Source organism: Streptomyces misionensis (genome assembly GCF_007896895.1).
GTDB classification, from domain to species: domain Bacteria; phylum Actinomycetota; class Actinomycetes; order Streptomycetales; family Streptomycetaceae; genus Streptomyces; species Streptomyces misionensis_A.
Window position 1 is genome coordinate 219292 of sequence record NZ_VOGW01000087.1, and the last position, 15572, is coordinate 234863.

14 protein-coding genes and 1 pseudogene are annotated in these 15572 nt (G+C 72.2%); 2 read left to right on the plus strand and 13 right to left on the minus strand.

Features of this window, described 5'->3' with window-relative positions:
- Positions 1 to 4: 4 nt before the first annotated feature.
- The 4 genes from FRZ03_RS15835 to FRZ03_RS15850 form a co-directional block, all read right to left on the minus strand.
- Entirely contained in the window at positions 5 to 955 is a 951-nt protein-coding gene (locus tag FRZ03_RS15835; protein WP_146465836.1) for a cytochrome c oxidase assembly protein, read from the minus strand.
- A 181-nt stretch (positions 956 to 1136) separates the two neighbouring features.
- Positions 1137 to 2162 carry a 6-phosphofructokinase gene (locus FRZ03_RS15840; protein WP_146465783.1) on the minus strand — a complete coding sequence of 342 codons (1026 nt, stop codon included), beginning with the start codon at positions 2160 to 2162 and terminating at the stop codon, positions 1137 to 1139.
- 225 nt (positions 2163 to 2387) lie between these two features.
- Positions 2388 to 3116, minus strand: a complete 729-nt coding sequence (locus tag FRZ03_RS15845) for a type 1 glutamine amidotransferase (protein WP_070028154.1) — start codon at positions 3114 to 3116, stop codon at positions 2388 to 2390.
- Between the two features lie 21 nt (positions 3117 to 3137).
- Positions 3138 to 4376, minus strand: coding sequence for a MurT ligase domain-containing protein (locus FRZ03_RS15850; protein ID WP_074991695.1), 1239 nt, complete (start codon positions 4374 to 4376; stop codon positions 3138 to 3140).
- A 152-nt stretch (positions 4377 to 4528) separates the two neighbouring features.
- Here FRZ03_RS15850 and def point away from each other — a divergent pair, with 152 nt between their 5' ends.
- Positions 4529 to 5068 (plus strand): peptide deformylase, encoded by a 540-nt coding sequence (def, locus tag FRZ03_RS15855; RefSeq protein ID WP_146465784.1) that lies wholly within the window; start codon positions 4529 to 4531, stop codon positions 5066 to 5068.
- 1 nt (position 5069) lies between these two features.
- Here the strand turns inward: def and FRZ03_RS15860 are convergent, their stop codons facing one another.
- Entirely contained in the window at positions 5070 to 5714 is a 645-nt protein-coding gene (locus tag FRZ03_RS15860) for a TetR/AcrR family transcriptional regulator (RefSeq protein WP_070028148.1), read from the minus strand.
- 166 nt (positions 5715 to 5880) lie between these two features.
- On the opposite strand from FRZ03_RS15860, the gene FRZ03_RS15865 reads away from it, so the two are divergent.
- Positions 5881 to 7110, plus strand: coding sequence for an acyl-CoA dehydrogenase family protein (locus tag FRZ03_RS15865; protein ID WP_146465785.1), 1230 nt, complete (start codon positions 5881 to 5883; stop codon positions 7108 to 7110).
- Between the two features lie 78 nt (positions 7111 to 7188).
- Here the strand turns inward: FRZ03_RS15865 and FRZ03_RS15870 are convergent, their stop codons facing one another.
- The 8 genes and pseudogenes from FRZ03_RS15870 to FRZ03_RS15900 form a co-directional block, all read right to left on the minus strand.
- Positions 7189 to 7734, minus strand: coding sequence for a cupin domain-containing protein (locus FRZ03_RS15870; protein WP_186785438.1), 546 nt, complete (start codon positions 7732 to 7734; stop codon positions 7189 to 7191).
- Positions 7735 to 7741: 7 nt separating this feature from the next.
- Positions 7742 to 8965: a cytochrome P450 gene (locus FRZ03_RS15875; RefSeq protein WP_146465786.1), complete on the minus strand. Its 1224-nt coding sequence runs from the start codon at positions 8963 to 8965 to the stop codon at positions 7742 to 7744.
- Positions 8962 to 10026, minus strand: a complete 1065-nt coding sequence (locus FRZ03_RS15880; protein WP_146465787.1) for a type III polyketide synthase — start codon at positions 10024 to 10026, stop codon at positions 8962 to 8964. The genes FRZ03_RS15875 and FRZ03_RS15880 overlap by 4 nt, the downstream gene beginning before the upstream one ends.
- A 783-nt stretch (positions 10027 to 10809) precedes the next feature.
- Positions 10810 to 11046, minus strand: coding sequence for a DUF6213 family protein (locus tag FRZ03_RS15885; RefSeq protein ID WP_146465788.1), 237 nt, complete (start codon positions 11044 to 11046; stop codon positions 10810 to 10812).
- Positions 11047 to 11072: 26 nt separating this feature from the next.
- A complete protein-coding gene (locus tag FRZ03_RS15890; protein ID WP_261399135.1) occupies positions 11073 to 12458 on the minus strand; it encodes an NADP-dependent succinic semialdehyde dehydrogenase in 1386 nt (461 codons plus the stop codon).
- Between the two features lie 117 nt (positions 12459 to 12575).
- Positions 12576 to 13010, minus strand: a pseudogene (locus tag FRZ03_RS40320) (NUDIX hydrolase); the annotation flags it as partial.
- Positions 13007 to 14545 (minus strand): ATP-dependent DNA ligase, encoded by a 1539-nt coding sequence (locus FRZ03_RS15895; RefSeq protein ID WP_146465790.1) that lies wholly within the window; start codon positions 14543 to 14545, stop codon positions 13007 to 13009. The gene FRZ03_RS15895 and the pseudogene FRZ03_RS40320, both read right to left, overlap by 4 nt.
- 58 nt (positions 14546 to 14603) lie before the next feature.
- Complete coding sequence (locus FRZ03_RS15900) at positions 14604 to 15545, minus strand: NAD(P)/FAD-dependent oxidoreductase (protein WP_146465791.1); 942 nt, start codon at positions 15543 to 15545, stop codon at positions 14604 to 14606.
- Between the last annotated feature and the right edge of the window lie 27 nt (positions 15546 to 15572).

Sequence of the window (15572 nt, forward strand, 5' to 3'; positions counted from 1 at the left end):
GGCCTCAGCCCTGGCGTGCGCTCAGCGAGGCCAGGTAGGCGTTGTACTCCTCCAGCTCCTTGTCGCCGTCCCGGTCCGCCTGCCGGTCCTTGCGCTTGGCCTGCCGCTGCTCGGAGCCGTACCACTGGAACAGGAGCGCGATCAGCACCAGCACGGAGGGGACCTCGCTGAAGGCCCAGGCGATACCGCCGGCCGAGCTCTGGTCGGACAGGGCGTCGATGCCGAGCGAGGCGGGCGGGTGCAGGAACGTCTTCACCATCGGGGTGGACGCCATCATCAGCGCGATGCCGAAGAACGCGTGGAACGGCATGCCCGCGAACAGCTCCAGCATCCGCATCAGGTGACCCGGCCGGTGCGGGCCCGGGTCCACGCCGATGATCGGCCAGAAGAAGACGACCCCGACCGCGAGGAAGTGCACCATCATCGCGATGTGCCCGGTCCTCGATCCCATCAGGAAGTCGAACAGGGGGGTGAAGTAGAGCACGTACAGGCTCGCGATGAACATCGGGATGGTGAACAGCGGGTGGGTGATGACCCGCATGTACCGGCTGTGCAGCAGCATCAGCAGCAGCTCGCGCGGGCCCGTGCGGCCCCGGCCCGCGGTCGGCAGCGCGCGCAGCGCCAGCGTGACCGGGGCGCCGAGCAGGATCAGGATCGGCGACAGCATGCTGATGACCATGTGCTGCACCATGTGCACGCTGAACATGACCATCCCGTAGTCGTTCAGCTCGGTGCACATCACCAGCATGATCGTCAGCACGCCGCTGACGAACGAGACCGTGCGGGCCGCCGACCACGCGTCGCCGCGCCGGCGCAGCCGTACGACCCCCCACGCGTACAGGGCCAGCCCGAGCAGGCAGGTCACCAGGAAGAAGGGTTCGGCCGACCACTGGAGCCCCCGTCCGAGCGTGAACGGTGGCATGTCCGTCATCATGCCGTGTCCGCTGTGATCCATGTGACCCATGTGATCCATGCGGCGGCTCCTGATTCGTGGGAGTTGTGCGATTCTGTCCGCCCACAAGAGTAGAGCCGCCCCCGGTCATGCCGATGACCGGGGGCGGGTAGTTCACGGCCGGACCAACGGCCGGGCGCACGGCTGTCACGCAGCCGGACCGGCAGTCGGACCGGCAGCCGGACTAAAGGACGCACTCCGCTTCGTCGTACCGCTCCACGGGCACCGTCTTGAGGGTCTCCACCGCCTCCGCCAGCGACACCATCACGATGTCGGTGCCGCGCAGGGCCGTCATCATCCCGAACTCGCCCCGGTGCACCGCCTCCACCGCGTGCCAGCCGAACCGGGTGGCCAGCACCCGGTCGTAGGCGGTCGGCGTGCCGCCGCGCTGCACATGTCCGAGGATGACCGGCCGCGCCTCCTTGCCGAGCCGCTGCTCCAGCTCGACCGACAGCTGCCGGGCGATGCCCGCGAAGCGCTCGTGGCCGTAGACGTCCTTGCCGCCCTCGTCGAAGTCCATGGAGCCGGCGCGGGGTTTGGCGCCCTCGGCGGCGACCACGATGGCGAAGCGCTTGCCGGCCGCGAACCGGTCGCCCACCTTCCGGGTCAACTCGTCGATGTCGAAGGGCCGTTCCGGTACGACGACGGCGTGGGCGCCGGCCGCCATGCCGGAGTGCAGGGCGATCCAGCCGGTGTGCCGGCCCATGACCTCCACGATCAGCACCCGCTGATGGGACTCGGCCGTGGTCTTCAGCCGATCCAGCGCCTCGGTCGCCACGGTCACGGCGGTGTCGAAGCCGAAGGTGACATCGGTGACAGCGATGTCGTTGTCGATGGTCTTGGGCACGCCCACGATGGGCAGCCCGTTGTCCGACAGCAGCCGGGCCGCCTTCAGGGTGCCCTCGCCGCCGATCGGGATGATCGCGTCGAGGCCCAGCTCCGCCACATGCCCCTTGGCCCGCTCGACGCCGTCACGCAGATGCTCCGGGCGAACCCGGGAGGAGCCGAGGATGGTGCCGCCGCGCGCCAGGATGCCGCCCACGGCGTCCAGGTCGAGCTTCACGGAGTCGCACTCCAGCAGGCCCTTCCAGCCGTCCCGGAAACCGATGACCTCGTCGCCGTGGTCGGCGACGGCACGGTGCACGACGGACCGGATGACGGCGTTCAGGCCGGGGCAGTCGCCGCCGGACGTGAGGACACCAATGCGCATAGCCCGTATTACCTTCTCGAACGTGGGCCGGGAGACCGGACCACGTTGTCCGGCGGATTCCCGATCACCCTACCGGCGTGAGGGGGTGGCTCCGTAGCGGGCGTCCGCCTGCTGGACGCGCCCGCCCAGATGAGCGGACGAGCCGTCAGGCGGGCCCGCCACGAGGGTGCCGGAAACCGCTGAGAAGGCCCTGACGCGCGGCGTGCGCGAGCCGCGCGCCGGTGCCTACGCGGGCTGCTGCGCGGCCGCGATGCGCTCCTCGCGCAGCGCGTCGTACCAGCGGTCGTCGATCGGCGGCAGCGCGTTGACGTCGAGCGCCAGCTTCAGCAGCAGATCGGCGATCAGCGGGTTGCGGGCGAGGACCGGCCCGTGCATGTACGTGCCGAAGACGGTGCCGTTGTAGGCGCCCTCCGTGCCGTCCCCGGTGCCGTTGCCCCGGCCGATCTTGGTCCGGGCGAAGGGGCGGGCGGTGGGGCCGAGGTGGGTGACGCCCTGGTGGTTCTCGAAGCCGGTCAGCGGGGGCAGCCCGAGCTGCGGGTCGATGTCCGCGAGCACGTCGCCGACGCACCGCTCGCCCTCGCCGCGCACCGAGACCACGTCGAGCAGCCCGAGGCCCGGCTCGCGCTGGCCGAGGTCGTTGATGAACTCGTGCCCGAGGATCTGGTAGCCGGCGCACACCGAGAAGACGATGGCGCCGTTCTGCACCGCCCGCTGGAGGTGCCCGTCACGGCGCAGCCGCTCGGCCGCGAGCCGCTGCGGACGGTCCTCGCCGCCGCCGATCAGATAGATGTCGCCGGAGGTCGGGATCGGCTGGTCGCTGCGCACGTCCAGCCGGGCCACGTCCAGGCCGCGCTGCCGGGCCCGGCGCTCCACGACCAGGGCGTTGCCCTGGTCGCCGTAGGTGCTCAGCAGGTCCGGGTAGATCCACACCAGCCGCAGTTGGTTGTCGCTCATGAGGTGATCGCCCTTCGAAGATCAGTTGCCGACGCGGCGGCGCAGGTCCTGGAACGCGGTGTAGTTCGCGATGACCTCGATCCGTCCCGGCGGGCACAGCTGGACGGCCTGGTCGAGGTTCTCGCAGACCTGGAAGTGCTGGTTGGCCACTTCCAGCCGGACGGCGAGGTCCAGCTTCCGGTCGCCGAGCACGAAGATCGGGTGGCCGGTCAGCCGGGTGTAGTCGACGTCCCACAGCCAGGAGGTGTCGGTGCCGTCGGCCCCGCGCGCGTTCACGGACAGGATCACCGGGGCGGGCGGCGGGTCGATCAGGGAGAAGGTCTCCAGCCAGCCGGCCGGGTTCTTGGCCAGCAGCAGCCGCAGGTCCCGGTTCTGGAACTGCACGACGTCGTAGCGTCCGGCGACCGCCTGCACCTGGTACATCCGCTCCAGGGCGACCTGCGGCGGCACCCCGAAGACGGCGGCGACGGCGGCGGAGCTGGCCGCGTTGGCCTTGTTGGCGCGGCCCGGCAGCTGGAGGTGGATCGGCCAGGCCGAGCCGTGCGGGTCGAGGACGTGGTCCCCGGACAGCGCCCAGGAGGGCGTGGGCCGGCGGAAGCCGCACTCGCCGCAGAACCAGTCGTCGCCGGGGCGCTGCATCACGCCACCGCAGGACGGGCAGGACCAGGCGTCGTCCTTCCACATCTGCCCGGCCGCGACCCAGATCACGTTCGGGGAGGAGGAGGCGGCCCACACCACCAGCGGGTCGTCGCAGTTGGCGACCACGACCGCCTTGGAGCCGGCCAGGCCCTCGCGCCAGTTCTCGGCGAGCATCCGGGTCTCGGCGGCGCGGTCGAGCTGGTCGCGCGAGAGGTTGAGCAGGGCGATGCACTTGGGGTCGGTGTCCCGGGCCACTCCGGCCAGGTACTTCTCGTCGACCTCTATGACGCCGAACTTGGCGTCCGAGCCGCCCGCGAGCGCCGAGGTGATGCCGGCCGGCATGTTGGCGCCGAGCGCGTTGGACACCACCGGGCCCGCGGCGCGCAGCGCCTCCGCGATCAGCCGGGTGGTGGTGGTCTTGCCGTTGGTGGCGGACACCAGCACGACGTCCAGGTTCTGGGCGAGCCGCGCCAGGAGGTCGGGGTCGAGTCTGAGCGCGACCCGTCCCCCGATCACCGACCCGCTGCCCCGCCCGGCGGCGCGCGATGCCGCAGCGACCGCCTTGCCCGCGGTCACGGCCAGCTTGGCCCGCGGCGTGAGCGGGTCCGAGTTGCCTGCCATCAGTTCTCGATCCTCCTTGCGTACGCGCCGCGCCTGGGGCCATCCGGCAACGTGGTGTGAACCCTCAGCCTATCGAGATCCATTCCCACACCCGAATCCCGGTCGCACCCATGGCGGCGGGCATGAGCTGAACGAACCGTACCCTTGCCGCCATGCGACACGGTTCCATTGCGGGCGCCCACGGGCGCGTCCGGCCCCTCACCCTGCTCGGCGACGGCGGCTTGCGCGAACAATGCCGGGAAGTCACCGACTTCGGCCCCGAGCTCGCGGCGCTCGTGGAGGACCTGTTCGCCACGATGTACGCGGCGCGGGGAGTGGGCCTGGCCGCGAATCAGGCCGGGGTGCCGCTGCGGGTGTTCGTGTACGACTGTCCGGACGACGAGGACGTACGGCATCTCGGTCATGTGGTGAACCCGCGGCTGGTGGCGGTGGACGGGATCGTGCTGCGGGGTCCCGAGGGCTGTCTGTCCCTGCCGGGCCTGGAGGCGGGCACGGAACGGTACGACCACGCGGTGGTCGAGGGATTCACGGCGGCCGGGGAGCCGGTCACCGTCCACGGCACGGGCTTCTTCGCCCGGTGCCTGCAGCACGAGTACGACCACCTGGAAGGCCGGGTCTACGCGGACCGTGTGACGGGGTGGCGGCGGCGCCTTCTGGAGCGGCGCATCCGGCGGGCCTCCTGGAGCCGGTGACTCAGAAGCCGGGTCCGCCCACCCGGTCCCCGGCGGCCGCCAGCCGGCCCCACAGCAGGTCGGCGAGGGAGCGCACCAACTCGGCGCGGGAGCAGGGCCGTTCGCCCAGCCACCAGTCGCCGGCGGCGTGCATCATGCCGACGATCCCGTGCCCCCACACCCGGGCGAGCTGCTGGCTGCCGGGGCCGAGGTCCACCCGCTCCTCGATGACCTGGGCCAGGTCCTCGCCCATCCGCCGCAGCAGCGGGGCGCTGTGCTTGCCCACATCGAAGCCCTGGTCGGTGCCGGTGCTGCCCTCGGCCGGGTGCATCAGGAAGCGGTAGACCTGGGGGCGCGCCTCGATCGCGGCGAGGTAGGTGTCCAGCGTGGACTCCACGCGCTCCCGCCGGTCCGCGGGGGCGTCCAGCGCCGCGCGCAGGGAGGACAGCAGGGCGTCGGTGTGCCGCTTGGCGAGGGCGGCGTACAGGCCGCCCTTGTCGCCGAAGTGCCGGTAGAGGATCGGTTTGGTGATCCCGGCCTCGGCGGCGATGGCGTTCATCGACGCCTGCGGGCCGTCGCGGAGCACCACCCGGTCGGCGGCCTCCAGCAGCTCGCGCCGTCGGCGGTCGGCGGACCGCTGCTGATCGGTCCGCTGCGTGGTGTCCATGTACTCTCCCCACCCGTGCTGAATCGGTGACGCCTGCGCAAACTAACACTGTCCGTGGCCCCGACATCGAACGGGATGCCGAGCCGTCATCGCAGGTTGACTTTTCCTACCCGTCGGTAACAGACTCGGGTTACCGCTAGTAACACCGTACGCCGCTGGAGGGGACATGGCCGAGTTCACCATGGAGCTGAACGACGAACAAAAGGAAGTCCGGGACTGGCTCCATGGCTTCGCCGCCGAGGTGATCCGGCCGGCCGCCGCCGAGTGGGACGAGCGCGAGGAGACCCCCTGGCCGGTCATCCAGGAGGCCGCGAAGGTCGGCATCTACTCCCTCGACTTCTACGCGCAGCAGTACTTCGACCCCACCGGCCTCGGCATCCCGATGGCCATGGAGGAGCTGTTCTGGGGCGACGCGGGCATCGCCCTGTCCATCGTCGGCACCGGTCTGGCCGCGGTCGGCGTCCTCGCCAACGGCACCGAGGAGCAGATCGGCACCTGGATCCCGCAGATGTACGGCGACGCCACCGACGTCAAGGTCGCCGCCTTCTGCTCCTCCGAGCCCGACGCCGGTTCCGACGTGGCCTCCCTGCGCACCCGCGCCGTCTACGACGAGGCCAAGGACGAGTGGGTGCTCAACGGCACGAAGACCTGGGCGACCAACGGCGGCATAGCCAACGTCCACGTCGTGGTGGCCAGCGTCGACCCGGAGCTGGGTTCCAAGGGCCACGCCTCCTTCATCGTCCCGCCGGGCACGCCCGGGCTCACGCAGGGCCAGAAGTTCAAGAAGCACGGCATCCGCGCCTCGCACACCGCCGAGGTCGTCCTCGACGACGTCCGCGTCCCCGGGTCCTGCCTGCTCGGCGGCAAGGAGAAGCTGGACGAGCGGCTGGCCCGCGCCCGGGAGAAGGCGAAGGCCCAGGGCGGCGAGCGGGTGAAGAACGCGGCCATGGCCACGTTCGAGGCTTCGCGGCCGGCGGTCGGGGCGATGGCCGTGGGCACCGCCCGGGCGGCCTACGAGGTCGCCCTCGACTACGCGAGGACGCGGGAGCAGTTCGGGCGGCCGATCATCGACAACCAGGGCGTCGCCTTCCAGCTCGCGGACATGCGCACGCAGATCGACGCCGCGCGGCTGCTGGTGTGGCGGGCTTCGTGGATGGCGGTCAACGGCAAGCCGTTCACCGCGGCCGAGGGATCGATGTCGAAGCTCTTCGCCAGCGAGACGGCGAAGAAGGTGACCGCGCAGGCGATCCAGATCCTCGGCGGGAACGGGTACACCCGCGAGTACCCGGTGGAGCGGATGCACCGGGACGCCGCGATCTACACCATCTTCGAAGGGACCAGCGAGATCCAGCGGCTGGTCATCGCGCGGACGCTGTCCGGCATGTCCATCCGGTAGGGGCGCCGTCGGACCGCGCGACCGGCCGCGATCAACGGATCGCGGCCGGTCGCGCGGTTCCCCGTCGGTGACCGTGGGTCACCTGTGCCGGAGCGGGGTGAGCTGCTCGATGTCGTACTTCACCCGCAGCGCCTCGATCGCCTCCTGGTCGGGCGGCCCGCCGTCGCTCAGGATCTCCAGGAGTTCCTCGAAGTAGCGTTCGTGGTCCGGGGGCGGGCTCGCCTGGAAGAACATCTTGGCGGGGGTGTCCGTCGGGTTGGCGAACGCGTGGGGGCAGCCGGGGGGTACGACGATGACCGTGCCCGGGGTCGCCCGGACCACCCTGTTGCCCGAACTCGACTCCCACCTCTTCCAGTTGTCGGGGGTGCGGATGCGCGGCTCGAAGGCGAGCACGTCCAGCTCACCCTCCAGCACGTAGAACAACTCCTCGCTGCGGGTGTGCACGTGGGCACCGACGTCGAAGCCCGGCGGGACCTCCACCTCGAAGGTGGAGGCCATCCGTGAGTGCACGCCGGTGACCTTGAACGTGACCCGCTGTGCGGGCGTCTCCACCACCCGGCCGTGACCCGGCGGGACGAGCAGCCCGTCGACCGATGCCGATGTCAGCCCTTCGATCGTCGTCATCGCGCCCTCACCACATCACGGGCAGGGCCTCGGGACCGCGGATCAGCGCGCCCTTCCTGAAGGGCACCTCCTCGGGCGGCACGGCGAGCTTGAGACCCGGTATCCGGTCCAGCAGGGCGTCGACGATCAGCTCGGACTCCAGCCGGGCGAGCTGGCCGCCCGGGCAGTAGTGCGGGCCGAAGCCGAACGAGACGTGCGGGTTGGGGCTGCGGGTGACGTCGATCGTCTCCGGGTCGGGGAAGACCTCCGGGTCGCGGTTGGCGGCCAGGTAGGAGACGTAGACCGCGTCGCCCGCCCGGATGCGGACGCCGCCGATCTCGACGTCCTCCAGGGCGATCCGGGACAGGCCGACCGCGTTGCGGTGCGGGATGTACCGCAGCAGCTCGTCGATGGCCCGAGGGCGGACCGCCGGCTCGTAGCGCAGCCGTTCGGCCAGTTCGGGGCGGGTCAGCAGCAGATAGACCATCTGCCCGCTGTTGTTGGTGACCGCCTCGCCGCCGATCTGCAGCAGCACGGCGAGACCGACGGCCTCCTCCAGGGTGACCTCGCCCAGGCCCACGGCGGCGCCCAGCAGCGAGGCGACGTCCTCGTCGGTGCTGTCCACGCGCCGCCCGACGAGGTCGCGGAAGTAGGCGCTCATCTCGCGCTTGGCCCGCTCGCTGACCTCCTTGCCGTGCGCCGAGGACAGGATCAGCTGGGTCCACTCGTGCATGTCGTGCCGGTCGGCGGCCGGGACGCCCATCAGCTCGCAGATCACCGCGATGGGGAACGGGCTGAGGACCGCTGCCGTCAGGTCGGCGGGCGGACCGTCGGCCAGGAGCCGGTCGACCATCCGATCCAGCAGGGCGCGGGCCTTCTCGCGCACCCGCTCCACGCCCTTGGCGGTGAACGCCGCGGTGACCGAACGGCGCAGCCGGGTGTGGTCGGGCGGGTCCAGGAAGCCGACCGCGCCCCGGTCGGGTATGAAGTGCGGGGCGAGCCGGGTGACCGGCTTGTCCATGACCGCCTCGCGGCCGAAGCGGGGGTCGTTGGTCACCATCCGCACATCGTCGTAGCGGGTGACCAGCCACGCCCAGCCCTCACCGTTGGGCAGCTGGATGCGGGTGACCGGGCCCTCGGCCATCAGCTCCCTGAGCACCGGGTCGAAGTCCGTCCCGGTCAGGTCGAGCGCCGGCCAGTACCGGACCGGCGGCACGGCCTCGGTGAGCGTCGCCTCCTCGGTCTCGGTCATCGCCCGCTCCCGTCCCCGTCGGTCCAGCGGCCCACCGTCATCTCGGCGGTGATGCCGGGGCCGAAGCCGGCGAGCAGCCCGCGCGCCCCCTTCTCGGCCCCGCCCTCGTCGAAGAGCCGGCGCAGCGCGTCCAGGACGACGGCGCTGGCGATGTTGCCGTACTCGGTGAGCGTGGACCGGCTGAACCGGAACGCGTGCGGCTCGACCTCCAGGAACTTGCTGAGGTCGTCCAGGATGCGGGGGCCGCCGGCGTGGATGATGTAGAAGTCCAGGTCGGTGGCGTCCCAGCCGTGGTTGCCCGCCAGGTCCTTGAGCGCCGGGGCGAGCGGCTCCATGGTGGTGGGCACCCGCTTGTCCAGCAGGAAGTGGAAACCGGTGGCCCGGACGTCGTAGGCGATCCAGTCCTCGGTCTTGGGGATCAGGTAGGAGCCGTTGCGCTCCAACTGGACGCCCCTGCCGCCGCGTCCGCGCACCACGGCGGCGGCGATGCCGTCGCCGAACAGTCCGTTGGACAGCAGCGAGCCGACGCCCAGGTCGGTGGGCTGGTAGCACAGCGAGCAGAACTCGCAGGCCACGATCAGCGCGTTGGCGTTCGGGTACGCCGTGCAGAAGTCGTGGGCCCGGTTGATCGCCGCGCCGCCGGCCGCGCAGCCCAGCTGGGCGATGGGGAGTTGGCGGGTGGTGCTGTCGAAGTCCATCTCGTTGATCAGCCAGGCCGTGAGCGAGGGCATCATGAAGCCCGTGCACGACACGTAGATGATCACGTCGATGTCGGTGGTGAGGAGTTCGGCGTCGTCCAGCGCCCGCTGGATCACCGCGGGGACCCGGGCCTTCGCCTCCGCCTCGTAGAGCTTGTTGCGGTCCTCGAAACCGGGGTGCTTGAGGGTCTCCTCGATGGGCTGCACGATGTGCCGGGTCTTCACGCCGGTGTTCTCGATGAGCCGTAGTGCCAGCGCCAGTTGAGGGTGGTCGGCGTGGCGCGAGCGCGCCAGCTCCAGCGTCTCCTCCATCGTGATCACGTGCTCCGGGACCGACACCGAGGGTCTGCACAAAGTCGCCATGAACCGTCCCTGCTTTCCGCGTGTCCGGCGGGCCTTCACCCACCGGTCAGAAGGTGGTTCACCTCAGGAGGTGCTCCACCCACCGTCACCCGGGGGGACGAGTATCTCGCGTTGGGTTACTCCGAATCGGGGACGCCGCATCGGTCTCGAAGGAGGACTTCGGACGCCGGAAGAGGGAAAAAACGACGCCGGCCGTTAGCGCGAAAGCCCTGCTGGGGACGGCCGTCGGGGCACTCGCCCCGGACCTCGCGGCCGGTCCCGCCGCGCCGCTCGCCGAACGCGGGGCCGCGCCCTCGTGGACCCTGGCCGCGTCGGCCCTGGAGCAGCGGCGGGCGATCCCCGCGGAGCGGGCGGTCTTGCGGCACCCGGCGGCGCGCGCGGACGCCCGCTCCGCGGCCTTCTTCACCGTGCTCGCGGCAGGGGAGGAGCAGGCCGCCCGGCCCTGCCGTGCTCCGCCACGGCCTGCGGGGTCACGGAGAACGGCGCGCGGCCACGTCCCATGCGCCGGCTGCCGGCCTGTCCGGCGTACGTGGCCTGGCGCGCTCGCGACGTCCCCCCACCGACGCGATCGTGGCGCCGACCGCCGACCGCCGACCGCCGACCGCCGACCGCTCGCTCCGGCGCGGTGGTTGCGCCCGCAACGCACGGGCCGCGCATCCGCCACGGCCTCCCGGGCATCGCCCGTGGCCTCTTCGGCCTCTTCGGCCTCTTCGCCGAGCCGTCACCCGAGTCGGCGCGGCCGGTGACGGCGGCGGTCCGGGCGGCCCTCGACGCGGCGGCCCCCTACGGCGGGCCGCCGCTGCTGTGGGCGATGCACGCCACGTCGATACGGTCCGCCAGCTTCGCCAGCTCGATCGTCAGCGCGGCGACGGTGTCCTCGTCCAGCCCCCGCTCCCCGGCCTCGACCAACCGCAGCCACCGCCCGCCCACGGTCCGCAACAACTTGCTCACATCGGCCGCGGCCACCTGCAAGGTCCCGCGGTCGTCGACGATCAGAGGCAGAGTCACTTCGCGGTTCACAAAAGGGGATGGTAGACCCGCAGCCGTCACGCACTCTGCCAAACCGTGGTGATGTTGCAGAACTCCCGGATTCCGTGCCCGGACAGCTCACGGCCGTACCCCGACCGCTTCACCCCGCCGAAGGGGAACGCCGGATGCGAGGCGGTCATCCCGTTGACGTACACCGCCCCCGCCTCCAGGTCCCGCGCGAACCGCTCGACCTCGCTCTCCTCCCGCGTCCAGACGTTCGAACTCAGTCCGAACGGCGAGTCGTTGGCGATGAGCAGGGCCTCCTCCAGGTCGTCGGCCCGGTACAGCGTGGCCACCGGTCCGAAGGCCTCCTCGCGGTGGATGCGCATCTCCCGGGTGATGCCGGCGAGCACGGTCGGCGGGTAGTACCAGCCCGGCCCGTCCGGCCGCTCGCCGCCGCACAGCACCCGCGCCCCGCTGCGCCTGGCGTCGTCGACCAGCTCCTCCACGTCCTTGCGCCCCTGCTCGCTGGAGAGCGGCCCGACCTCGGTGTCCTCCTCCAGCGGGTCGCCGACCTTGAGCGCCTTCATGCCCGCGACGAACCGCTCGGCGAAGGCGTCGTAGACGTCGGTGTGCACGATGAACCGCTTGGCGGCGATGCAGGACTGCCCGTTGTTCTGCACCCGCGCGGTCACCGCGACCTGTGCCGCGCGGTCGATGTCGGCGGAGGGCAGCACGACGAAGGGGTCGCTGCCGCCCAGCTCCAGCACCGTCTTCTTGATCATCTCCCCGGCGGTGGAGGCGACCGCGCGCCCCGCGGGCTCGCTGCCCGTGAGGGTGGCCGCCTTGACCCGCTCGTCGCGCAGGATGTCGTCCACCGCGGCGGAGCCGATCAGCAATGTCTGGAAGCAGCCCTCGGGGAAGCCCGCCCGGTGGAACAGGTCCTCCAGGTAGAGCGCGGTCTGGGGCACGTTGGAGGCGTGCTTGAGCAGTCCCACGTTGCCCGCCATCAGCGCGGGCGCGGCGAACCGGACCACCTGCCAGAGCGGGAAGTTCCAGGGCATCACCGCGAGCACGGGGCCCAGCGGGCGGTAGCGGACCCGCACCCGGCTCGCCCCGGAGTCCTCGACGTCGGCCGCGGCGGGCTCCTCGTCGGCGAGCAGGGCCTCGGCGTGCTCGGCGTACCAGCGCATGGCCTTGGCGCACTTCGCGGCCTCCGCGCGGGCCTGCTTGACGGGCTTGCCCATCTCCGTCGTCATGACCCTGCCGATTTCCTGCTGGTCCTCGTCCAGCAGGTCGGCGGCCTTGTTCAGCAGCCGGGCGCGCTCGGCGAACGTGGTCGTCCGGTACGTGCGGAACGTGGCCTCGGCGAGCTGGAGCCGGCGTTCCAGCTCCTCCTCGCCCATGGGCTCGTACGTCTTGAGCGTCTCGCCGTTCGCCGGGTTCACCGTCGCGATGGGCATGGCTGACCTCCCCTGGGTGCGGGCTGTGCTTAGACCTTCGCGCGCGGCCCGTCCGAGCGCAACGCCAGGTCCGCTGTTGCAGGCCGAGTGCTCCGCCAGCCGGTCGAGAAACTCCGCCTGCGCCGTGATGATCACCTCACGGGCCCGCTCCAGGCCGAGCCAGGCCACCCGGTCCAGCTCGGGGAACTCCTGGCGCCGGCCCGAGCGCGGGGGCCACTCCATGGTGAAGGTGCCGGGGCAAAAGCCGGACAGGTCCGGGTCGCCCGCCACCGCCCAGGCGGTGACGACCTTGCCGTTCCGCTGCACGACCTCGCCCAGCGGTACGGCCTCCCCGTCCGGCGGCACCAGGCCCAGCTCCTCGCCAAACTCGCGCCGGGCCGCCTCCCAGGCGGGTTCGTCGCCCTCGTACTCGCCCTTGGGCACGGTCCAGGCCCCGGCCTCCTTCTTCGCCCACAGCGGTCCGCCCATGTGACCGAGCAGCACCTCGATCCCGCCGGGCGCGGGCCGGAACACCAGCAGCCCCGCACTGCGCTTCGTCCTGCGCACCGTCACGGTGTCACCTCCGGGTGGGCCGCCAGCAGGCCCTCCACCGTATCGGCCTCCTCCGGCCTCTTGTCCTCGCGGTAGCGCAGCACGCGGGCGAAGCGCAGGGTGACGCCGGCCGGGTAGCGCGGGGAGCGCTGGAGGCCGTCGTAGGCGATCTCGACGACGAGTTCGGGGCGGACCCGGACCGTCCAGCCGTCGTCCTCGACCGCCAGTTCCCGCAGCCGCTCGGTCTGCCAGGCGAGCATCGCGTCCGTCATGCCCTTGAAGGTCTTGCCGAGCATCGCGAAACCGCCGTCGGCGGTGCGCGCGCCCAGATGGAGGTTGGAGAGCTTGCCGGTGCGCCTGCCGTGGCCCCGCTCGGCGGCCAGGACCACCAGGTCGAGGGTGTGCACGGGCTTGACCTTGAGCCAGGCGGCGCCGCGCCGGCCAGCGCTGTACGGCGCGTCCAGCGACTTGATCACCACGCCCTCGTGCCCCCGGGCCAGGGTCTCGGCGAGGAACCGTTCCGCCTCGGGGACGTCCCGCGGCCCCCCGGCCACCGTGCGCCGCACCCGCATCGGCTCGGGCACCAGCCGGGCCAGCTCCGCGTGCCGCTCGGCGAACGGCAGGTCGAGCAGGTCGCGGTCGCCGGCGGCGAGCACGTCGAAGAAGACGGGGGAGACCGGGACCTGCCCGGCGGCCCGCGCCACGTCCGCGCGGGAGCCGACCCGGCCCGCCGTCTCCTGGAAGGAGCGGGGCCGCCCGGTCGCGTCGAAGGAGATCACCTCGCCGTCCAGGATGAACCGCTCGCCCGGCAACGCCAGGGCGGCGGCGGTCACTTCGGGCAGCCGGGAGGTGATGTCCTCCAGCGTGCGGGTGTGCACCCGGACCGAGTCGCCGTCCCGGTGCACCTGCACCCGGATGCCGTCCAGCTTCTCCTCCACCGCGCAGGCGCCCAGCCTGCGCACCGCCTCGGCGACGGAGGAGGCGCTGTGCGCCAGCATCGGCAGCACCGGGCGGCCGACCGTGAGCCGGAACCGGTCGAGCGCGGCGGGCCCCTCGCCCAGCAGGGCCCGCGCGACCGTCTGGAGCGAGCCCGACAGCATCACCGCCCGCCGTACGTCGTGCGGGTCCGCGCCGGTCGCCCGTGCGAGGCCCTCCACCGCGACCGCGTCCAGGGCGCCCTGGCGGACCTCGCCGGTGAGCAGCCCGCGCAGGAAGCGCTGCTCCGTCTCGGTGGCCGCGCCCAGCAGCGCGCCGACCAGCCGGGCGCGCTCCGCCTGGGAGCCGGGCCCGGACACCTTGCCCAGGCCGGTGAGGAGGGCGTCCACCTCGCGGACGGTGAGCGTCGGCTCGGCGGCGGGGGGCACCGGACGGCCCAGCACCTTCCAGCCGACGCCGAGCCGGCCCTGCGGCAGCCGTCCCGCCAGATAGGGGATGACGACCGGCACGTCCTCCGCGTCCGCCTCCCGGAACAGCTCCGCGAGCAGAGCGATCTTCCGCGACCGCGCCGCCGTCGCGGCGACCTCCCCCGACACCTGCGCGAGCCGACTCAGCAACATGCCCTCAGAGTGCACCGTGCGGGCGGCCCCGACACCTGCGCGCGGCACCCGGGGGGCGTTACCCCAGCGCCGCGTCCAGGTCGGCGAACAGCAGCTCCCCGTTGATCGCCACGCCCGCCCGGTACCCCCGGCTCGCCGCGTTGACCACCTGCTCGCTGAAGCCGCTCGCGTTGCCCGCCGCCCACAGTCCGGGCACGCTCGTCAGGCCCCGTTCGTCGATCACCGGGTAGGCGCCGAAGGGCGTCTCGCGCAGTTCGGCGCCCAGCCGGACGAACAGCCGGTTCTCCGGAACGGCACGCGGCGCGGCGTAGAGCACCTCGCGGTCGTGCACCGTGCCGTCCGCCAGGCGTACGCCGGTGAGCCGGTCGCCGGTGACGACGAGCCCCGCGACCTCCCCGGGCACCACCGCGACCCCGGCGGCGGCCAGCCGCCGCAGGTCCTCGTCCGTCAGCTCCGCCTCGGGCACGAGGTGCAGGAAGAGCCGTACGTCCTTCGACCACTGGGTGACCATCAGCGCCTGGTGGACGCTGAGCGCGGACGTCGCCAGCACCCCGGTCGGCAGGTCGCGCGCCTCCCAGCCGTGGCAGTACGGGCAGTGCAGCACGTCCCGGCCGAACCGCTCGGCCAGCCCCGGCAGCGGCGGCAGCTCGTCGCGCAGCCCGGTGGCGACCACCAGCTGCCGGGCCCGCACGGTGCCGCCGTCCGCGAGGACGACGGTGAAGCCGTCCTCGTCGCGGCTCGCGTCCACGACCCGGCCGCGGACCAGCTCCACCCCGTACCGGGCGATCTCCTCCCGGCCCGCGGCCAGGAACTCCGCCGGGGACATGCCGTCCCGGGTCAGATAGCCGTGCATGTGGGCGGACGGCGTGTTGCGCGGCTCGCCCGCGTCCACCACGAGCGTCCGGCGCCGGGCCCGGCCCAGCACCAGCGCGGCGGACAGCCCGGCCGCCCCGCCGCCGACGACGACCACCTCGTAGCGCGCGGCCATGTTCTCGGTCATGTGACCACCTCCGCCGCCGACGGTCGC

Excerpts from the sequence above, each read along its gene's own strand:
- FRZ03_RS15875 (WP_146465786.1), bottom strand. The coding sequence starts at position 8,965 with ATGACCGAGACCGAGGAGGCGACGCTCACCGAGGCCGTGCCGCCGGTC.
- FRZ03_RS15860 (WP_070028148.1), bottom strand. The coding sequence starts at position 5,714 with ATGGACACCACGCAGCGGACCGATCAGCAGCGGTCCGCCGACCGCCGA.
- FRZ03_RS15895 (WP_146465790.1), bottom strand. The coding sequence starts at position 14,545 with ATGTTGCTGAGTCGGCTCGCGCAGGTGTCGGGGGAGGTCGCCGCGACG.
- FRZ03_RS15870 (WP_186785438.1), bottom strand. The coding sequence starts at position 7,734 with ATGACGACGATCGAAGGGCTGACATCGGCATCGGTCGACGGGCTGCTC.
- FRZ03_RS15900 (WP_146465791.1), bottom strand. The coding sequence starts at position 15,545 with ATGACCGAGAACATGGCCGCGCGCTACGAGGTGGTCGTCGTCGGCGGC.
- FRZ03_RS15880 (WP_146465787.1), bottom strand. The coding sequence starts at position 10,026 with ATGGCGACTTTGTGCAGACCCTCGGTGTCGGTCCCGGAGCACGTGATC.
- FRZ03_RS15890 (WP_261399135.1), bottom strand. The coding sequence starts at position 12,458 with ATGCCCATCGCGACGGTGAACCCGGCGAACGGCGAGACGCTCAAGACG.
- def (WP_146465784.1), top strand. The coding sequence starts at position 4,529 with ATGCGACACGGTTCCATTGCGGGCGCCCACGGGCGCGTCCGGCCCCTC.
- FRZ03_RS15835 (WP_146465836.1), bottom strand. The coding sequence starts at position 955 with ATGGATCACAGCGGACACGGCATGATGACGGACATGCCACCGTTCACG.
- FRZ03_RS15845 (WP_070028154.1), bottom strand. The coding sequence starts at position 3,116 with ATGAGCGACAACCAACTGCGGCTGGTGTGGATCTACCCGGACCTGCTG.
- FRZ03_RS15840 (WP_146465783.1), bottom strand. The coding sequence starts at position 2,162 with ATGCGCATTGGTGTCCTCACGTCCGGCGGCGACTGCCCCGGCCTGAAC.
- FRZ03_RS15850 (WP_074991695.1), bottom strand. The coding sequence starts at position 4,376 with ATGGCAGGCAACTCGGACCCGCTCACGCCGCGGGCCAAGCTGGCCGTG.
- FRZ03_RS15865 (WP_146465785.1), top strand. The coding sequence starts at position 5,881 with ATGGCCGAGTTCACCATGGAGCTGAACGACGAACAAAAGGAAGTCCGG.